The sequence below is a fragment of the Xanthomonas sp. AC360 genome, assembly GCF_979258225.1.
In genome coordinates this window covers 1,504,413-1,522,208 of record NZ_OZ409846.1, presented here as the reverse complement: position 1 = coordinate 1,522,208, position 17,796 = coordinate 1,504,413, and the positions used below count along the sequence as shown (strand labels likewise).

The following is a 17,796-nucleotide window of genomic DNA, read 5'->3' as shown; positions in this document are numbered from 1 at the left end:
AGCTAACGAAAGCAATTCTAGTTTTATGGAAAGAAATAACGAGGCGTTTGATTCTTTACAACGATGCATGATGGAAAAAAAATATCGTTACGATGGACCATGCGAGCCACCAGCTTGGCGAGCTGCACCTGCGTGTCAGGCACGGTTATCTGGCACTCAATAAACTTTTCTCTAACAGGAAATCAAGTTCTTATGTGGTGATCGACTAAGCTCCGTATCACTGTAACTTTGCGCACGCGTGCGCAGGCATCTGTGGTTTGCCTTCAGCATTCCGTGCACAACGGCACCAAAATATGTGTACCAGAAATTCCACAGCTGCGATCTTTTCGGTCCGGCTGAAGCGTCCTCGATTCTTCGAGTCACTCAGAAGTAGAGGTGGTTGTTGATTGTGCCATTGCGAAGCGGATGGGCGGCAAGCCGCCGAGTGATCGATGTGGCCGTTGGTGGTTGTATCGATGACGCCAGTCCTCTGCCATGCGCCGAACCTCGTCGAGCGTGGTGAACACGAAGCGGTCCAGCACTTCGGTGCGGAAGGTGCGGTTGAAGCGTTCGATGTAGGCGTTTTGGGTAGGTTTGCCGGGCTGGATGTGGATCAGGGTGACGCCGTGCTGCTGTGCCCACTGCCTGAGCGCAGCGCTGATGAACTCCGGGCCGTTGTCCAGGCGCAGTCGCCTTGGAGCACCACGCAGCTCGACCAATTCGTCCAGTGCGCGGATGACCCGTGCCGAGGGCAGGCTGGTGTCGATTTCGATCTTCATCGATTCGCGATTGAAGTCATCGTTGATGTTGAAGGTGCGGAAGCGGCGTCCAGACCACAAGGCATCGGACATGAAGTCCGCCGACCACGTGTGGTTTGCCGCTTGCGGGATCTCCAGCGGCGCGCGGATGCGGTCAGGTAATCGGCGCTTGCCGCGACGTGGAAGGTTGAGCTTCAGCGCGGTGTAGACCCGCCAGGCGCGGGTCTTGCCCCAGCCCTGCGGTCGCAATGCCCAATCCATCAGCAGGCCAAAACCGTGGCCGGGGTTGTCCTTCAAGTGTGCCTCGATTGCGGCAATGAGCGGGCCATCGTCGCGCTGGCGCGGACGGTAATGCCGTGCAGATCGGGACAGCTGCAGCACCCGATCAGCTCGACGGGCACTGAGGCCGTGAGTAGTTTGCATGGCCAGACTCAATTCAAGTCGACGAGCCTGGCTCAACCTTTTCGCGACAGCACGTCCTTGAGCGCGTGGTGATCCAATGCCAACTCGGCATACATGCGCTTCATCCGGGCCAACTCGGCTTCCACATCCTTTAGATGCCGCAACTGCGACACCTCCATGCCGGCGTACTTGGACTTCCAGACGTAATAGGTCGGCTCGCTGATCCCGTGCTTGCGGCAAGTCTCGCCAACCCTTGCACCGGCCTCGACTTCTTTGAGGATCCGAACCATCTGTTCTTCGGTGAACTTCGACTTCTTCATACAGAGCTCCTTGGGATGGAACTCTACTTCCAAGTGGATCGAGTTAACGAGGACGCTTCACGGCGAGTCAGTCATGCATCATCATTATCGGGACGCTATTGATATATGAACGAAATTTTTGACCGTCGACTACGCGCCTAGCGAATCCGAACGCTTTAGCGGTCAACCAGATGGTCTAAGAGTATCGGGCACTGTGAGGGTCTCAGAGGCTTCCTAGCTGCACTCGTACTGCAACGATATCCACTGCCCCGAACGCGACGCGTTTCCTACCGATCGCACCTGGTTTGGGCTTGGACATCGCGGCGGCGAACGCACCGTAGGCTTGTACCTGTGCTGGGCGTCGTGGCGAGGCAAATCCGCCAGCCGCGCGATCAGCAATTATCTGCGCCGCAAGCTGAGTGCGCTGCCGATCTGAGATGGGCAGGTAGCAATCGTCGTCTGCAAGATCGTAAGTTGGTTGCTGCAAAGGTTGCGCACATCCTTGAGGTTGTTGCCGAGTACGACAACGGCCTGTGCACGAGCACACGATGTACAACGCACACCGGCGTTAGGCCACACTAGTGCTCCACCTGATGAGTGATCGCGATACACAAGGCCTGGTTATGGTTCTGTTGGCTGTCTCGGCGATCGCGCACGCCGCGCCCAGCGATGCCGACGCGGCAGTGTGCCGCAACGGCTTATTCACCAGCAGCCCGTCAGCATTTTCACTCAAAAAGGTTGTGGTGCCACGTCTATACCTGCTCAACGACAGCGATGGCTGCCCCGGCAAGGGCGAGGCGGCATGTAGGCAACGCAGCTACGTGGTGAAGGGCGATGTGGTGGTGCTGGCGCAGCACCGTGTTGGATGGTGCAACCATTCTCCCCAGCACTGGCGCCTTGACTGAGTGTGCCACAGCTTGCTGGATGAAGCTTGCCCAGCGACGCTGCGTTGCGTGGTGACGCCGAAGACAAGCGCGATGAGCGAAGCCCGGCAATAACGTAATAAGGGGAAAGCACGAAATTTACCGCAACTTGCAACGGTGATGACTACTGCCGGTTGCCGACCATCTACATGCCAGCGAACCGCCCCAACGCACTGCAGATTGTTGCGGAAGTTAATCATGGCAATTAGTCAAACCATGCTCCGCTCTGCATCACACAGGTCATAGGGGGTGGCTGGAATCTCCAGGCGCGTACAGAGGCGAGTAGAACCTCCTCGTACTCGCCTTGAGGCAAGGCATCTTCGCCCTGGAAATGGATGTTAGAGAACGAGATACGGGGATTTACAACTTTTCCATCTCCAGTGACTTCAAAAACCAGGTCAACTCGACCGCGGTACTTTTTCGATGAGTGCGGCAACTCAAGTGGCGCTACGTCACCTAAACGCCTCAACCCAGGATCGCATGAGGGAAAATCTGCATCTCTTACGCAAGCGGCGATAAGTACCATTGAAAATAAAATTAAGTGCAGCTTTCGAACTAACCTCATAAGCCTACGTCCTTGATTCTCTGGCCGCGCCATCGGCTCGCATTATCCATCAAGATTTAATGCCAGCCCCATAGCACGGAAGTACGTAAGATTTTTAGACACCCATCAGTAGCACGCCACGCCGAGCTAGCGCGAGTATCAGGAAGGTCAGTGTCACTAAGGATATCCTATCTCCCGCGCCTGCTCGCACGTAAAATCGATGTCCGCCTCTGGATTGATCCTCAGGATGATGGCCTCACTGAGAGGCTGATGAGCGAATAACGCCTTTACTGCATCGAGCGCTACCGGAACCTCAAAGTAGTCTTCAGCCCACTCTTTGTAACCGGAGGGCCCGGAGACAAGCAACCACAGCATTTCATCGGCTCCGTCGTCATCAAGACTGCCGAGAACTTTGCTCCAGGCGCTGTCCTCTGCTCTACGCCAATAGCAGAAGGTGGCATGTTGCATTGAGAACGCGGGCTCATTGAGAAAAGACGAAAACTCGGCCGGAACTTGGGCTCGAATTTCCTGTGGAATGATAGAGCCGCCTACAACTTCATGGGCAAAGCCCTTGATGGCTGCGCCCGTCTGGTCCAGGAGCAAGAACCACTCATCGCCAGACCCGTTGCGCATTGATGCCATTTCCGCTTCCGCCGCCCATGCGCTATTGAAGCTGTGGTAGCGGCAATCCCATTCCGGGCTAAGAATCGCATCAAGCATGGCGAGTGATTGCGTCACGCGACGCAACTCCGGGATAGGCGGCAGATCGATTGATTCTTGCATGTGCTTAAACTTCTCAATGGAACTTTGAGTTTAACCCGCCACTGAAATCGGAGCAGGCAGGTTTTCAAACGAAATCGATGCAGCTACATCGATGAGTGGAAATTTCAGACTAGCTCTCCTGCTCACCACCGCGCTGCGACCTTAAGAATTCGCTAGCTGCAGGTACCACCAACTCTCGTATCGCTTCGGCTCCTGCCAATGCCTCGCTGCAGACGCCCCATAATTTGAGCGATAGCGCGGGTGAGAGTCTGCCGCTTTGAGCAGCATGCAGAAGGCTACACAGGAGGTCGCCAGGATACCCCTCGGCTTCAAGCAGCGGATCGTCAGCCAAGGCCCCCAGGGGCCTTGCGGCGACAGGCGCTGTGGCAATGTCTTGGCGTAGACAGAACGCCAGCTCTGCCAAGGACAGTTCCGAGATCAGTCGCTGTTTGAGTATGTGAGCCCGCTCACTCACACCGGACTTAAGCATGGGGCGCTCTGCCAATGATGGATCTGCGTCTATGATTCTCATGACGAGTAGTACTTCATTTGGGCGCAGCTATGAGGCCGCATTGGGTCGACGGTTTTTTTTAGGGAGAAAAGAGTTCTTGCTGAGCTTTCGAGCGTACCGAAAGGTCTCCCGCACGTAAATGACCCCGACCGCGTAAGGTTAGGCTTAAGCGCTCTGCTGGTTACCCGCGCGAACAGCACTGCTGTAACGGTACAGTCGATAGCCGTCTCTTTGCTCAAAACCCTCAGGCCACCAGCCGCGTCCGAGTACCCGGTCAGTGATGACAGCCATAGTGACGCCAAACGGATCGTGCAGAGTGTTGGAGATGAGCAGCTCGAACTCATCAGGACGCCCAGTAAACGCATCAATGGCCACCAATGCGGAATCGAGATCGGCACACACTTGATTGCTCATTTGGATCCTATGTCTGAGTCGGCCGATCAACGAAGCAATGCGGCATGATCGATCATCAGGCCACAAACTCGCGCGGCAAAAATGTGGCGTCAGGGCCACGGTAGAAGCTGCCAGGGATGGGTACTGCTCTCCAAGCTGGTGAACGTGCCGACTTGGACATGCTCGAGGACCCCAATCCAGCCACGGAGGATTCCAGAGCCGTCGTCATCCCATAGAAAAACATGCCTACCCGTCTGCGGATGCACTGATACCAATGCAGTGGGATCGAGGACGTAGAACGCGGTGTCTCCGCCCAAGCCCTGAGTGCTGAGGTCAGCCCGTACGCGGGGCGTCTCTGCGGGTGGCGAGTGTCCTTGCATTGGGGCCTGGTCATCGACGGGCATGAGCGCCGCGTTCTAGTGATCCTCGGCGACTCGTTGGGCGCCGTCAATTGCCATCGCTCTTCGTGCTCATTGCCTTTCCGCGTTGATCAACCACGCTGACAACCAGTTCGCCGTTGCGCAGGCGGCATAGAAAATGCGCTCGAACCCTACGGTCTAGTTCGGCTACCGATCATCTGCTACAGACAGGTATTCTTCGAGCGTGTTGGCGCGTTCGCAGAGACGAAAAATTTCGTTTTGTATGACTTGAAAACTGCTCACGATTTCGCTGCCATAAAGTGACGACTCAAAGGCCTTGCTGGTGCCGTGGAGCTCGAGCCAGGCGCGCTCTGCGCGAACCAGTTCGTCCTTGGACGTATCACGCTGTTTGCTGAGCAGCAACTTATACGCAGCATTCAAGCGCGTGTCTTGTCTCTTTTTCTCCGTAGATTGGCACGCAGCAAGAGCGACGTTGTCTAATTCTGCTTCTTCGATGCATTCATAGAATGCACTGGTAATGCCTTTGGGCGCTTGACGCTTGATGACCTGCGCGGTGCTCTCAGATGCCAGCGCTCCCCCGTCAACAAAAAGGACGAGGCAGATGGCGAATATTGTGGCTGCTGTCTTCATGCAGTACAAACCTCGATGGGCTAATGGGATTGAAGGAAGTGTCTGATCGGGTGGATGAGCCGAATCGTCCCATCCGCCATCGGCGGGCGGGGTGGCCTGGATGAGGGTGAGAGGCACCTTGCATAGTATCCAGGCAAGTCGGTTGCAGGAAGCCTACCGATTCAACCCTCGGTGACCAGGCCTACCACCAGTTCGCCGTCGCGTACGCTTAACGTGTAACTTCTTGCCGATGGCGAAGCCAAGTTATTCCAGCCAGCGGCCGCGCAGGCGCAGGGTGGCGACGGGATGTCGGGAGGTTAGAAACCGCATAGCGTCGGCAGGCGTATTTCTCCGAAGGGTGTTGTCAGCCGCCCTCCCGACGCAGGCAACGCGTCAGCGCGGCTTTACCATCATTCCGGCATCTAAAACATGGCACTGATAACTGAATAATTTGCTACTTTTTGTGCCACATCAAACGCCCAACTTTGTATGAAAGCCAAGCCGCAAGCGCAGTGAAGGCTGGCAGCCAAATTATCATAGACAACCCAAATGCCCAGCTCATGGCCTCCCGGTCCCCAGGCTGGGCGTTCCGTATGAAAAACTCTACACCAACAAAAGGAAGATAGACGACAGCAAAGAACAAGACTGGAACGATTAAAATAGCTGCGATGCGATAAGTCACAAGGGATATAGTCATGAGAACCAAGTATGCCGGGAACCTCAAATGCTCGGAGGATGTTTAACCTAGATGAGCCCCTATAGACTCTCGCTAAAATCAAATAATATGGCACAGGGATCGGACGTTCCAAACATTATAATCTCTGCCTTCTGCGTTTGAAAAATTTTTCCGTATCTGGTTCCGATACCGAATATGTACCAAGAATGCCAGCTTTGCAGTCATCCCAGAAGCGAGTTCTCCTACCACTCATCATACGGGTATATGAGCAGTTGGCTGGTCATTCAGCAGCTACCACGCTGACGACTAGCTCGCCGTTGCGCAGGCGGATGTGAAGTTTGCTGCCGATGGTGAAGCCGAGTTGTTCCACGCGTAGGCGGAGGGTGGGGATGCGTTGGTGGCTGTCAGGGTAGTAGCCGTAGCCGACGGTGCAGTGGTGCGGGGCACGTGGGTGGCCTGGGCGGCGTGGCTTGCTGGGATCGGGGCGCGGCTCGGGGATGGGGGTGCGTTCGAGGTAAGGCCGCGGGGTGATCGAGGGGTCGGAATGCCAGCCGATCTCGGTGGGCGGCGGCTCCGTGGTGCGCTTGCGTGCTGATGTGGGGCCTGACGTAGATCGACGCATGGCAAAGCCCTCCTTGACGAACAGGCCCCGCCGCGGGGTGGCGACGGGATGTCGGGAGGTTAGAAACCGCACAGAGCCGGCGGGCGTATTTCCCCGAGGGGTGTTGTCAGCCGCCCTCCCGACGCAGGCATCGCGTCGGTTGCACCCGCAAGACGCTGCAGGCACAGAAAACCCACCGGTTTGACGGAGGTGTGTACCGCTGATCGAGAAGCTTCTACGCTCCTTGCGGAAAAGATTGCAACGCGCTACGTGGTATGCCTAGCGGTCGAAGCTGGCAATCTGGAAGGCGTTGATGGAAGATCTTGCGTCAAGCTTTGAAGCAGCGGAGTCAGAGTTGGATTGGACATTGAGGGAGTACCACTCAAAGCGCGTCCCCACCCGCTCATGAATTGCTTTTCGCTCCCCCTCATATCCATCACCAACGCGCCACTCAGGTTCGGACCCGGCAGTGCAGAACACCAGTGGCGCGGGTGACAATTGGTCAGCATCGTGATATCGCGTGAGTAGCAGGAGCCCAGTGACAAAAAATAGCTTCCGCAGCTTGCTTCCTTTGCTGCTATTTGCAGTAGCGCTGCCAAGTGCATGCGCTCGCACGCCTCATGAAGCAAGATGGGATGCAGGCACGCCACCTGCTGCGACAGTGAAGGCGCCCCGTCAAGAGAACAGCAAAAGTACCGATGGTGGCGCTGACGTCGTTTCTGCCAACACCACTTTGAAAGAACTAGAGCGCCGGCTGTTGCGCTTCATTGATGGACTGACAGTGCCATCGGATCTGGACTACCCGCGGCTCGAGTCTGTCCTTGGCATCAAACTTGGACCACCGTCTGATCCCGCATACCCGTGGCGTGACGTGAAGGACGTCGCTCTGGCTGATGGGTATGCACTCTACGCGACGCATCGCCCAACGAAAGATGGATTCTCCCGAATAGAGGTTGCAGTGACTCTGCCTGACCATAGCGATCCGACACGCGTGCCTACATCGATCTGCATCTTGCAGGCAGAAGCACTGTCCAAAAAGCTTGAAGGGATGGGATACACACGCGGTGGCCAGCGGCCATTTCAGGGCGGATGGCTACGCCAGCATTGGCGCGCGATCAACGGCGGAAGTCAGATGTTCTCGGTCTCATTGCTTCTCTATCGAACCAATGAACAAAGCGGTCAACAAGAATGCGTCCATAGCATCAAGATCGATGGAGGCAAGCCATGAAATGGGTCCCTCGAAGAGTAGAGCCTATGAATATCAAGCAGAAAAGAACAGGAAGGAGATTTTTTGCCCTGTTGTTGCTGCTCCTTGCGGCTGGACTTCAGGGCGCGTGCGCCGATCCTAAAAGCGAATCCACTACGTCATCCGCATCAGCACCGGTCATTGCGCAGGATGCGATTGCAGGCGATCGCTCGGAGCCAAACAAGCCCGGCATTAGCTCTCAAGAGCTGGAAGCCAGGTTGCTGAGGTTTGTTGATGGATTCAAGTCACCAGCCGATATGAATTACATGCGGCTGGAGGCGGCGCTGGGCACAAAGTTCGGAGGTACCCAGGACTCTACGCATCCTTTTTACATCATGAAAAATGTTTCCCTAAGTGACGGGTACACTTTTTACGCAACCCACGTACCAGCAGAAAAAATCTTCTCGAGTGTGGAAGTCGCCGTCGGTCTACCCGAACGTATCGACCCAACGCGCACGCCTACCGCGCGTTGCGTTTGGGACGCAACGACGCTGTCACGCAAACTGGAGGAGATGGGTTACAGGCGTGGTGGGCAAAGACCTTTCCAGGGAGGATGGCTGCGCCAACATTGGCGTCCGCTCAACAACGGGACACAAGGCTTCTCCGTCGCGTTGCTGATCTACCGAACCAGTCAGGGCAGCGGTTCGCGCGAATGCGCTTACGGCATGCAGATCGATGGGGGCAAGGCATGACTCGTGTTGATCCAAGAATCGAGCCACTGCTGGTACAGATGGCAAACGATCCGCGCCTTCCAAAAGAGGCCGAGTCCAGCATTCGTCAAGCGCTATCGGAATCGCCCTACCTCTCGAATTTGCTTGGTAATGCGATAGAGAAGGGGCATATCGGATCGATCGCGGTCTCGCATGGCCAGAACAATGGTGGCCATTTCCAGGATGGCAAAAATGGGAGCCCCGGCACGCTCAACATCAGCGCAGCAGCGTTCAGCGACTTCACTGGCGCGCAGCGGATTGACTACATCACCGAAGTACTCGGGCATGAAACGATGCATGGTGTGCTGGCAGAGCACCGGACTCAAGCACTGGCCGAGTTCGCAAAGACAATGGGCAACCGGCTGCAAGAGGCGCACGAGAATCGCGAGGGTCAGGTCGACCTGACTGGGCCAACACGCGTCTATCTGGATAGCACTCGGGAGGATGAGGCGCTCTCAGAGATTTCAGGCATGCGTGCACTTCACGACCGCATCAAGCATCAAAACCCTGAAATGCCTGATGAAATGGTCGAACTTCGCCTACTCCAGCGCTCGACGACGCGTTGTGTGGAAAGAGACGTTAACCCACCGCAGTTTGCCAATGGATTGACATATGAAGAGCTGACGACGCGCCCGTTCTCACGCAATGATGCGCTGACAAAGTCGGTGGAACAATGCTTCTACGACAGTCGCGGCACGCTAGGCCCTCATGGCGACTCCGATTACCGGAACTACTATGGCGTCAATCCGATCAGCCATATCGCGCAGAGCTATGCGCATCTGGCGCATGATCGCCAGCCGCCGGAAATCCGCATCGATCTCAAATCCTTGGGCTTGGACCCAAGACAGTTGGAGCGCAACGGACTGGAGCTGGGATCTGCAAAGACCTTCAACATCGTTGACCTTGGCAAAGACGGCTATGGCATGGTCCAGCTCAAGAATACTGGTGCGCAAGGCATCAACGCTCCCAACCTCGCAACACTGAATGAACCTGGCCGCACATTAACACCTGCAGATGCGGGACACCCGGACCACGCCATGCATCAGCAGATCCGCAGCAAGGTAGAGCGGTTGGATGCCGCCAATGGCCGCGAGTTCGACGCTACCAGTGAGCGGATGACAGCCAGCCTGCTCGTCTTGGCAAAAGACAATGGGCTGACACGCGTGGATCACGTACTGCTCAGCGAGAAGACGAAAGATTTGCCCACTGCGCAGACATTATTCGTTGTGCAAGGCGACCTGAAAGATCCGGCGATGTTGCGCGCGCATATGCCAACGGCAGACGCCGCGCAGCGGCCTGTTCAAGAGAGCTTTACGCAACTGGAATCCGTCAACCAGCGACTAGACCAAGAGCGCACGCAGGAGCGGGCAATGGAACAACAGCGCTCGCAAGAACAACAGCAGCGCGGCCCTGTTGCTTCACTTTGAAGTGACAGCATGCCCGCATCTGTCTTCGGGATGCACGCACCGTGCAAGGGCACGCAGCGGGTTGGTCAGTCCCTGGGTGCCACGCTGACGACCAGCTCGCCGTTGCGCAGGCGGATGTGGAGTTTGCTGCCGATAGTGAAACCTAGTTGTTCCAGCCAGCGGCCACGTAGGCGGAGGGTGGGGATGCGTTGGTGGCTGTCGGGGTAGTAGCCGTAGCCGACGGTGCAGTGTTGCGGGGCACGCGGGCGGCCTGGGCGGCGCGGCTTGCTGGGATCGGGGCGGGGCTCGGGGATGGGGGTGCGCTCGAGGTAGGGCCGCGGGGTGATCGAGGGGTCGAGCGAATGCCAGCCGATCTCGGTGGGCGGCGGCACCGTGGCGCGCTTGCGCGCTGATGTGGGACGGGACGTAGGTCGACGCATGGCAAAGCCCTCCTTGACGAACAGGCCCCGCCGCCGGTTGGCGACGGGATGTCGGGAGGTTAGAAACCGCACGTAGCCGGCGGGCGTATTTCCCCGAAGGGTGTTGTATTAGCCGCCCTCCCGACGCAGGCGTTGCGTCGGTTGCGCCCGCAAGACGCTGCAGGCACAAAAAACCCACCGGTTTGACGGAGGTGGGTACCGCTACGTGAGGAGTTTCTACGCTCCTTGTGGTAGAGATTGCTGCGGGATTGTTGGGATGTCAACCATTAGGATTCAAGCTATGGGTTGGTATCCACTGACAGCCCCGCAGACATTGAAGAAGCATAAGAACGCCCTAGCCGCTTATTTCTCGGTAGCTGTTCGTTTAGGCTCTCGCGACGGTGAAGATCTCACTTGCTTGCGAAGCTCCAGAACTTTCAACTCACTTATCGCTACCACTATTGTCGAGCGGTGTTCGGGAATGTAAAAGAAGACATTACCTCCGGCCACGCCGAGGTAACGCGGCCTTTTTTCAATTGGCTCGACACCAGCAAGCACACTTCCGACTTGGCTCGGCGTGAAAGAATACTCCTCTCCAGACAAGACTCCGAGCGCCCGTAGCTTGCCGTGCCCATATGCAAAAAAAGGGAGTACAGACAAAACAAAAATAAATATCGATCGTATATTCTTATGCGAGACGAGGTCTGAAAGCACCTCAAATCGAAGTCCCAGCAGATAAAGTGGAAGTCCCACAAGCACTGGAAGTATCCGCCACTTTTCATCTGGCCCAAATAAAAATAATAATAGAGTAACTGAGAGATAGACCATAATCAGCAAGGGAGCAAACTTCTGAAGAAATCGTCCCGTCGCGGTGTTTACTCCTCCCCCTGGGGGAAGCAAATCTCCGTAAGCCAAAAGTTCCCCCATCACGGCACCTAACACAAAGAACACAAACAGGGATGCAATTGGGTAGGCTGCAGTCTTAATGACGTCGGTCAAGCCAGCATACTCGAGAATATTCACATTGAATGTGGGCCAGTAACCCCATAGGTATAGAACTCCTACCGCTACGAAGTACAAGCTCGAGATGTAAGCATACTTCGAGCCTGCTCCAATAGACTTCGCTTGCTCAGACATTCTTAACTACAACCTCGTATTTTATTTACACCACAGACAGCATTAATTTTATAGAAAATAGGTAGTACTGACTTCAAAAGTGAACCTGACCTTGTACTTTTTTAGGGCGCATGGCTAGTCATCCCTGATGCTGTCTAGCGTGCCTTTGACGAGCATAACGACGGGCAATGTACTCAGTAGCAGCATCACAAAATTTGTCGTGATGAGCCAAGCTAAGAGTTGAGCGTAACTGTCTGTTAATGGTTCGAAATACAGGGATATAGAAGATGCAAATGTCAGAACAAGTTCTATCATTGTTACGCCCATCACGAGCAGCAAGGTTGCTAAGTGTCCGTGCTTTTTGTACCTAGCGAGTAGCGATGACCCTGACATAATTCCGAACAAAGCAAGCACCGCTGCCAAGAACCCAAGCATAGTGAAAGCGAAGCTAGCAAGGAGAGCTGCTAGTGACTCAATGCGCCCAGGGACGGCGTTGATGGTTTTTGCAACTCCATTAGGTATAAGAAATGTGATCCAATAGCTAAGCCCGTGGCTTAGTAGGATTATCAAGGTCAGCAAACGTAGCTTTCTGTACATTGGCACTTGACCTCATTTCCTTAAGCTTTTCTTGAAGAAGCGCGTTCTTATTCATTTGCTTGTCGAAATCTCTTTGAATCTTTGCGTCAGTGTCGCCACTGATTGGGTGGCGAACTGCCCCTTCTCCAACGAGATAGACGTCTATGACCTTGTCTGCTATAGCAGTAACCGCGCGGGCTTCAAAATCGGTAACACCTTTCTTTCCGATTTGTGATGAGACGCCCTGCAATATGGCCTTTATATTACCGAGCCTCTTTTCTGGTCTTATAGTTATCTCTATAGGGCCGACCTCTGCATAGTTCTGCCCGGTCTTTCCGCTTATGAACTCAATCAAGTCCTCGTGAAGCTGGTTATTTCTTTGTAGTTCCACGGTAATTTTTCCGACACGACTTAACTTGGAGATGTCTTTACGCTGCATCTGATGGGTTAGCGCAACGGCGTGGAACTTGTAAGGAAGTTTGAGAGACTCAATAACTTGATTTATGTAACTTGAAAATGTTGCGCCACGCGGTGAAAGAACTTTGCAGGCAATCCCAAAAAAATCTTCGCGGAAATTAAGATATGACGCGAAGCCAGCCGAGTCTCCAGCGAGGTATGTTTTCAAGTCGCCAAGCGTTAGATTTTTTGAGTCGATCTTCTTGATGATTTCCTTGTCTAACGTGTGCAAGAATAAGTACTGGTCGCCAACAGTATGAATGAGATAGAGGCGTTCTCCCGCATGCTCAAATTTGGATTTGAAAACGGGCGTCTTCCATGAGCAGTACTTCTGAAGGAACGGCCGCAAATCTACCCGATATTTTTTCTGTCCGTTTCCTTTCGTGAAATAGTACTGATAGTACGTAGCTTGCATTGGTTCCCCCTGTAGGAAATTCAGACTAGATCAACTCTATCTCACAAGTCGTGATCGGGGCAGGCATGCGCCCTAACGCTGGAATTAAGCCGCGTTTCTGAGCGACGTCGGCTCGAATGAGTTGGTAGGCAGTGAGTGGCCATTACCAGAAATCCAATTCCGCTGATCAATGCGCCCGTCTGTCCTTCACGTACCTGGCCTGCTGCAACCAGCGCCACCAGCAATGCGCCTGTCGCCGCGAGCATGCCATCGGCGAGGCCAGCCAGTAACTTCAGGAGTTTTTGATAGCGCGTTCTTCGCGTCCTGGTTCTTGCATTACGCTGCACTTCCGAGTGGCGTTGGCTGCAGGCCTGCTAGGACTTGTGACGCCGATAGTGGTTGCTGGTACTTGTGCTGCGGTAGCTGCCACCCTTGTGCGAGGCGCCGTGGCCTGCGCTGTAGTGACCGCCGTGACTGGTGGTGTGGTGCGATCCGGAGGCTCTGACGCGCGCTTGCGCGGATGCGGTAAACAAACCGAGTGCGGCCACAGTCAGTGCCACGATGCTCCATGCCTTGCTCAACATTTTTTCTTACCCCTGAAGAAATTTTTGGCTTTGCGGCTGCGTTACATACTGCGTGTTTTGATCCTCGCCGAGTTTTGGGGTTGCGTCAATGCGCTTGCGCGAGTGATCGTTGGCTTTATCGGCTTTGCCCTCATCCGCCCTTCGGGCACCTTCTCCCGCTTGCGGGAGAAGGGATTGGTGAGTTGGTTATGGGCTGTTTTTTGTCGTTGGTGCGGTGGTTGGTGTTGGCAGCGGCAGCATATTGTTGAGGTCGGTAATCTCTGCGACGTTGCCATCGGTGATGACGCGTAGTTGTGCGGTTTTTAGGCTTGCGGCGTTGGGCAGCGGTAGGCGTACCTGCTTGGTGATTGGCCGCAGATCGCGTGGTGCCGCGAGTGCCGGAAATGCCGCTCTTGCCAGCTCCTTGCCACGCGCATCCTCAAGCACCACAAACCCGGCCGGTGCGTCGGCGTGGCCGAGGCTGTGCACGGTCACCTCAATGCTATCTGCAGTCACGCGTACATCGCCATGACCGATGCCCAGGTCCGGGCGCAGTTCGACCGGGGTGGTGGCTGCGATGCGTTCGAGCTGCAGGATGGTGGTGCGGGCTGCGGGGAAGTCGATGTCGATGGCCGCGCTTTTTTCGAACGCCACTTCGCGCGTTTTGGCTGGGCTGTCGAGCTTGCCGTCGCCATCGCGGTCCACGCCTTGGGTAATGCGCCATTGGCCTGGGGCGACGTTCCAGCCGGTCATGCTGGCGCGCTGAGCTTTACTGGAGGTGTTGTAGGCGATGACGGTGAAGCGGTCTTGCCGGGGTGCGGGGATGGCGATGGCCACTTGGGTGGCGGCTTCTGGATCGGCGAAGCGCCAGCTGACGGTGTGGCCGGGATAGGTTTGATTGCGCTTGAGGGCCACGCCACCCAAGCGGGCGCGTTGCAGGTTGACCGTGGGCGATTCCACGCGGTCGCTCCACCAGTGGCCTTCGGTGTTCATGTAGAAGTTTTGCAGTTTCTCTCTTGCCTCGCTGCGGTAAAGGCTGGCGAGATAATCGAGATTGCCGGTTTGCTCCCAGGCGACATGATGCGGGAAGTCCGGGGCGCTGCCATCGTCTTTATTTGCGGTATCCAGCAGCTTGCCGCTCCAGTCGCTGCGCTTACCCATGACGTCGAGGAAGTTTTCGTTGAGCAGCGACAGGCCATTGGGGCCGCTGTTGGCGACGCGGTAGTTGATCGGTTTGAGATAACGCTCGTCGCCGGTGAAGCGGTAGGCGGCCCAGAAGGTGTGCAAGGTGTCGGCGCCGCCGCTGCCTTCGAACAGTTCGCCGCCGCGGGTTTTGCCGGTTTGCCAGTTGATCTCGTTGGGCAGTGCCCAGTTGCCCTTGGCGTTGGTGTAGGCGTGGGCAAGATAGCCGTCGGCTAATCCTGTGACGATGCGGCGGCTGTTGGGGTCGGCATTAAAGCCGCCCAGGATGATGGCCGGGTGCACGATGGGGAAGGAGTACGGCTTTTGCCATTGCCAGTTGGGCTCGCGGTAGACCTTACGGCCGCCGAACCAATTGCTGGCGAACAACAGGTGGCCTTGCGGGTTGACCTGGATGATGGTGTCGAAGGCTTTGACGGTTTCCATCAGGCGCTCGACGGTGCGCGGGTCGCCCCAGTTGAGATACAGCAGGGCGCTGTTGAGGTTGATGCCCTCTTCGTAGGAATGCAGCTCGTCGGTTTCGATGGTGGACAGGCCGTTGGTGAACATGCCGTTGCGGTAGTTGGCATCGGACAGCGCCAGCATGGAGGCGTTGAGGATGTCCGGGTCCACGCCCATCAGGGCGACGCCGGGCCATTGCTGCACCAGGTCGGAATCGTCGGAGATGCCGCCGCCGAAATCGCCGTACGCCACCTGGCGCTGGTCGATCCACCAGCGGATGTAGCGACGCGTGGCGCTGAGGTCTTGCAGCTGCCAGAACGCCCAGGCGGGCACGCCCTTGGGCACTGCAGGCATCTCGACAGGCAGCGTGCCCTGGTTGGCGTAGCTGATGTCGTTCCAGTATTCGCGCCCAAGGGCGTGGTCCGGGTCCACGCGCAGCAGGTCGGTGATGTCGGCGTCCAGCCGCTTGTAGAGCAGTTGGCGCTTGGAGGTGGTGTGTTCTTCGACCAAAAAGCCCCAGTTGTCCTTGACCTGATTGAAGCGATCGGCGACGTGCTCGGTGATGGCCTCGGCGCGTGGTTTGAACACCAGCTGCAACTGGGTGCCGTCGAGTGCGTTGGCATCGAAGCCGGGCGCGGCGGCGGCGATGCTGAGCATCAGGCTGTCGTTGCTCAAGATGCGGTCGCGCAGGTCTAGCCACAGCGTGCGCGGCTGGCCGGGGGTGACCGCGACCGACACATCGATCATGTCGCGTGCGGGCCAGATGGGGTCTTTGATGCGGATGTTGAGCGGGATGCTGCCGTTGTGGGTGGCCGGCAGGTTCAGCGCCGGCAGGGTGATGGCAATGCCGTCCAGGCCGTCGTGCATGTTTTCCCAGCCGTACGACCAGCTGCGCATCAGCGCCTGGTCGGGCGGCGGGTCGCCCAGGCTGGACGGCACCAGGATGTGCACGATGGGGTGCTGCGCGGTGTTAGCAGTCTTGTCGCTGGGGCGCTTGCGGGCCGGTGCCTTGGTGGGCAGCGCGACCACGGTCTGGCGCTCGCTCAGCGGGTAGCGGCCGGCGATGTAGTCGCGCAGCGAGGCGAGGTTGTCGTAGTCGGGCTGGATATCGCTGCGCACGGTATAGCTGAGTTGCACGCTGCCTTTGGGCACCTCGCCCGGTTGCACGTTGTAGGCCCAGATTTCCTGGATAGGGGTTTCCTGCGCGGTATTGGCAAAGCGCAGCGTGCCGCCGCGGCGTGGCGCGAACTGGTCCACGCTGCGCACCACGCCTTGCTTGCGCTCGAACAGCGGCTGCGCTGGGGCATTGGGCGTGGCGTAGGTGGCTTGGCCGTAGGCGGCGCCGCGCAGCTCGATGCGGTTGACCGGCTCGTCCGGCAGGGTGAGGTCTAGCGCCTTGCCGCCTTCGACGTAGGTGTTCCAGTCGGGCAGCTGGAAGTAATCGTTGCGCCCCGGCAGGCGCGAGCGGTTGTAGACGCCGGGCCAGGTGGTTTCGGCGATGCCGTCGGTGGCCTTCCACATCCATTGTTTGAGGTCGCGCGCGTCGGTGAATTCCACCTTGCGGATGCTGGTGACCGGTGCGTCCAGCACGGGCGGTGCGTGGCCCTTGTCCCAACCGAAGCGGTGCAGGAAGGCGGCGCTTTGGGCGGCCTGGGTGGGCGGCTCGGCGGTGCTGGGCTCTTGCAGGCGGGCAAGTGCGGCAGCGCCATTGGCATCGAGCATGCGGTCGTAGATGCGGATCTCGTCGAAATCGCTGCCGCGCAAAAAGTTGTAGCGGCTTTGCACCTGATGCGGCGACATGACGCGGCCGGCGAGGCCGAACTGGTCGAGTGCGGCATCGTAATCGAGCGCACCGCCGTTGGTGCAGGGTGCACCGCAGTCCACGCGTGCGGCCTCTTTGCCGTCTACGTACAGGCGCACGCCGCGGGTTTCGTCCCAGGCAAAGGCGATGTGGGTCCACGCGCTGGCGCTGGGGTTTTTATCCAGCTTGAAGGAGACGCGGGTGCGCGCAAGGTTGGCATCGGTGACGAAGGCATCGAAGCCGTGGCCGTTCCAGTCGATGCGCAGCCAGGCCATGTCCCAGCTGGTGTGGTCGGCATAGCCGACGCGGAAGATCACGAACGGCGCTTCGCCGACCGGGTAACGCGCACGCCAGAAGAAGCCGAGCGTGCCGCGCTGGGTGTAGAGGTTGCCGGGCGCATTCCACGACAGCACGCCGTCGTCGGCCCATTCGATGGCATTGCCGCGTTTGCCGGTGGGCACCAGCGCGATCTTGTCGCGGAAGTTGGGGACGCGATCGCCGCGGGCCACATCGGCCTCCAGGCTGCGATCGGCCGAGACCCGGAACAGCAACTCCGGGGCCGTGGGGGTGGCCGCACTCACCGGCAGCGCGATCAGACACAACAAACCCATCCAAACCTTCAGCACACGCA

General features: G+C 57.2%; 14 protein-coding genes and 2 pseudogenes. 5 read left to right on the top strand and 11 right to left on the bottom strand.

Features of this window, described 5'->3' with window-relative positions; genetic code table 11:
• Positions 1 to 359: 359 nt before the first annotated feature.
• Positions 360 to 1,459, bottom strand: a protein-coding gene (locus ACZZ0O_RS06445; RefSeq protein WP_463590318.1) for an IS3 family transposase whose coding sequence is annotated in 2 segments (ribosomal slippage) — positions 360 to 1,198 and positions 1,198 to 1,459 — 1,101 coding nt in all. Because the reading frame shifts where the segments join, the coding sequence is not laid out codon by codon here.
• A gap of 235 nt (positions 1,460 to 1,694) precedes the next feature.
• Between ACZZ0O_RS06445 and ACZZ0O_RS06440 the strand changes: the two are divergent.
• A pseudogene (locus ACZZ0O_RS06440) lies at positions 1,695 to 1,874 on the top strand (hypothetical protein); the annotation flags it as partial.
• A 170-nt stretch (positions 1,875 to 2,044) separates the two neighbouring features.
• Positions 2,045 to 2,307 (top strand): annotated as a pseudogene (locus ACZZ0O_RS06435) (hypothetical protein); the annotation flags it as partial.
• 775 nt (positions 2,308 to 3,082) lie between these two features.
• Here ACZZ0O_RS06435 and ACZZ0O_RS06430 read toward each other — a convergent pair.
• The 5 genes from ACZZ0O_RS06430 to ACZZ0O_RS06410 all read right to left on the bottom strand — a co-directional run bounded on the left by ACZZ0O_RS06430 (position 3,083) and on the right by ACZZ0O_RS06410 (position 6,858).
• On the bottom strand, positions 3,083 to 3,688 hold the full coding sequence (locus ACZZ0O_RS06430) for a hypothetical protein (RefSeq protein ID WP_463590317.1): 606 nt from the start codon (positions 3,686 to 3,688) through the stop codon (positions 3,083 to 3,085).
• Positions 3,689 to 3,797: 109 nt separating this feature from the next.
• Entirely contained in the window at positions 3,798 to 4,157 is a 360-nt protein-coding gene (locus ACZZ0O_RS06425) for a contact-dependent growth inhibition system immunity protein (protein ID WP_463590316.1), read from the bottom strand.
• Positions 4,158 to 4,343: 186 nt separating this feature from the next.
• A complete protein-coding gene (locus tag ACZZ0O_RS06420; RefSeq protein WP_463590315.1) occupies positions 4,344 to 4,592 on the bottom strand; it encodes a hypothetical protein in 249 nt (82 codons plus the stop codon).
• A gap of 545 nt (positions 4,593 to 5,137) precedes the next feature.
• A complete protein-coding gene (locus tag ACZZ0O_RS06415) occupies positions 5,138 to 5,581 on the bottom strand; it encodes a lysozyme inhibitor LprI family protein (protein WP_463590314.1) in 444 nt (147 codons plus the stop codon).
• A gap of 935 nt (positions 5,582 to 6,516) precedes the next feature.
• Positions 6,517 to 6,858, bottom strand: a complete 342-nt coding sequence (locus tag ACZZ0O_RS06410; protein WP_463590313.1) for a SymE family type I addiction module toxin — start codon at positions 6,856 to 6,858, stop codon at positions 6,517 to 6,519.
• A 517-nt stretch (positions 6,859 to 7,375) separates the two neighbouring features.
• Here ACZZ0O_RS06410 and ACZZ0O_RS06405 point away from each other — a divergent pair.
• The 3 genes from ACZZ0O_RS06405 to ACZZ0O_RS06395 are packed head-to-tail and all read left to right on the top strand — an operon-like array spanning position 7,376 to position 10,220.
• Positions 7,376 to 8,065: a hypothetical protein gene (locus ACZZ0O_RS06405; protein WP_463590312.1), complete on the top strand. Its 690-nt coding sequence runs from the start codon at positions 7,376 to 7,378 to the stop codon at positions 8,063 to 8,065.
• A 26-nt stretch (positions 8,066 to 8,091) separates the two neighbouring features.
• The gene (locus tag ACZZ0O_RS06400; RefSeq protein ID WP_463590311.1) at positions 8,092 to 8,775 is read left to right on the top strand and encodes a hypothetical protein; all 684 of its coding nucleotides are present in this window, start codon (positions 8,092 to 8,094) and stop codon (positions 8,773 to 8,775) included.
• A complete protein-coding gene (locus ACZZ0O_RS06395; protein ID WP_463590310.1) occupies positions 8,772 to 10,220 on the top strand; it encodes an XVIPCD domain-containing protein in 1,449 nt (482 codons plus the stop codon). The genes ACZZ0O_RS06400 and ACZZ0O_RS06395 overlap by 4 nt, the downstream gene beginning before the upstream one ends.
• Before the next feature lie 65 nt (positions 10,221 to 10,285).
• On the opposite strand, the gene ACZZ0O_RS06390 is transcribed toward ACZZ0O_RS06395, so the two are convergent.
• The 5 genes from ACZZ0O_RS06390 to ACZZ0O_RS06370 form a co-directional block, all read right to left on the bottom strand.
• Positions 10,286 to 10,639 (bottom strand): SymE family type I addiction module toxin, encoded by a 354-nt coding sequence (locus ACZZ0O_RS06390; protein WP_463590309.1) that lies wholly within the window; start codon positions 10,637 to 10,639, stop codon positions 10,286 to 10,288.
• A gap of 342 nt (positions 10,640 to 10,981) precedes the next feature.
• Complete coding sequence (locus ACZZ0O_RS06385) at positions 10,982 to 11,617, bottom strand: hypothetical protein (protein ID WP_463590308.1); 636 nt, start codon at positions 11,615 to 11,617, stop codon at positions 10,982 to 10,984.
• Between the two features lie 658 nt (positions 11,618 to 12,275).
• Complete coding sequence (locus ACZZ0O_RS06380) at positions 12,276 to 13,181, bottom strand: hypothetical protein (RefSeq protein ID WP_463590307.1); 906 nt, start codon at positions 13,179 to 13,181, stop codon at positions 12,276 to 12,278.
• 353 nt (positions 13,182 to 13,534) lie between these two features.
• Positions 13,535 to 13,744, bottom strand: a complete 210-nt coding sequence (locus ACZZ0O_RS06375) for a hypothetical protein (protein WP_463590306.1) — start codon at positions 13,742 to 13,744, stop codon at positions 13,535 to 13,537.
• A gap of 186 nt (positions 13,745 to 13,930) precedes the next feature.
• On the bottom strand, positions 13,931 to 17,776 hold the full coding sequence (locus ACZZ0O_RS06370; RefSeq protein WP_463590305.1) for a LamG-like jellyroll fold domain-containing protein: 3,846 nt from the start codon (positions 17,774 to 17,776) through the stop codon (positions 13,931 to 13,933).
• Positions 17,777 to 17,796: the final 20 nt, after the last annotated feature.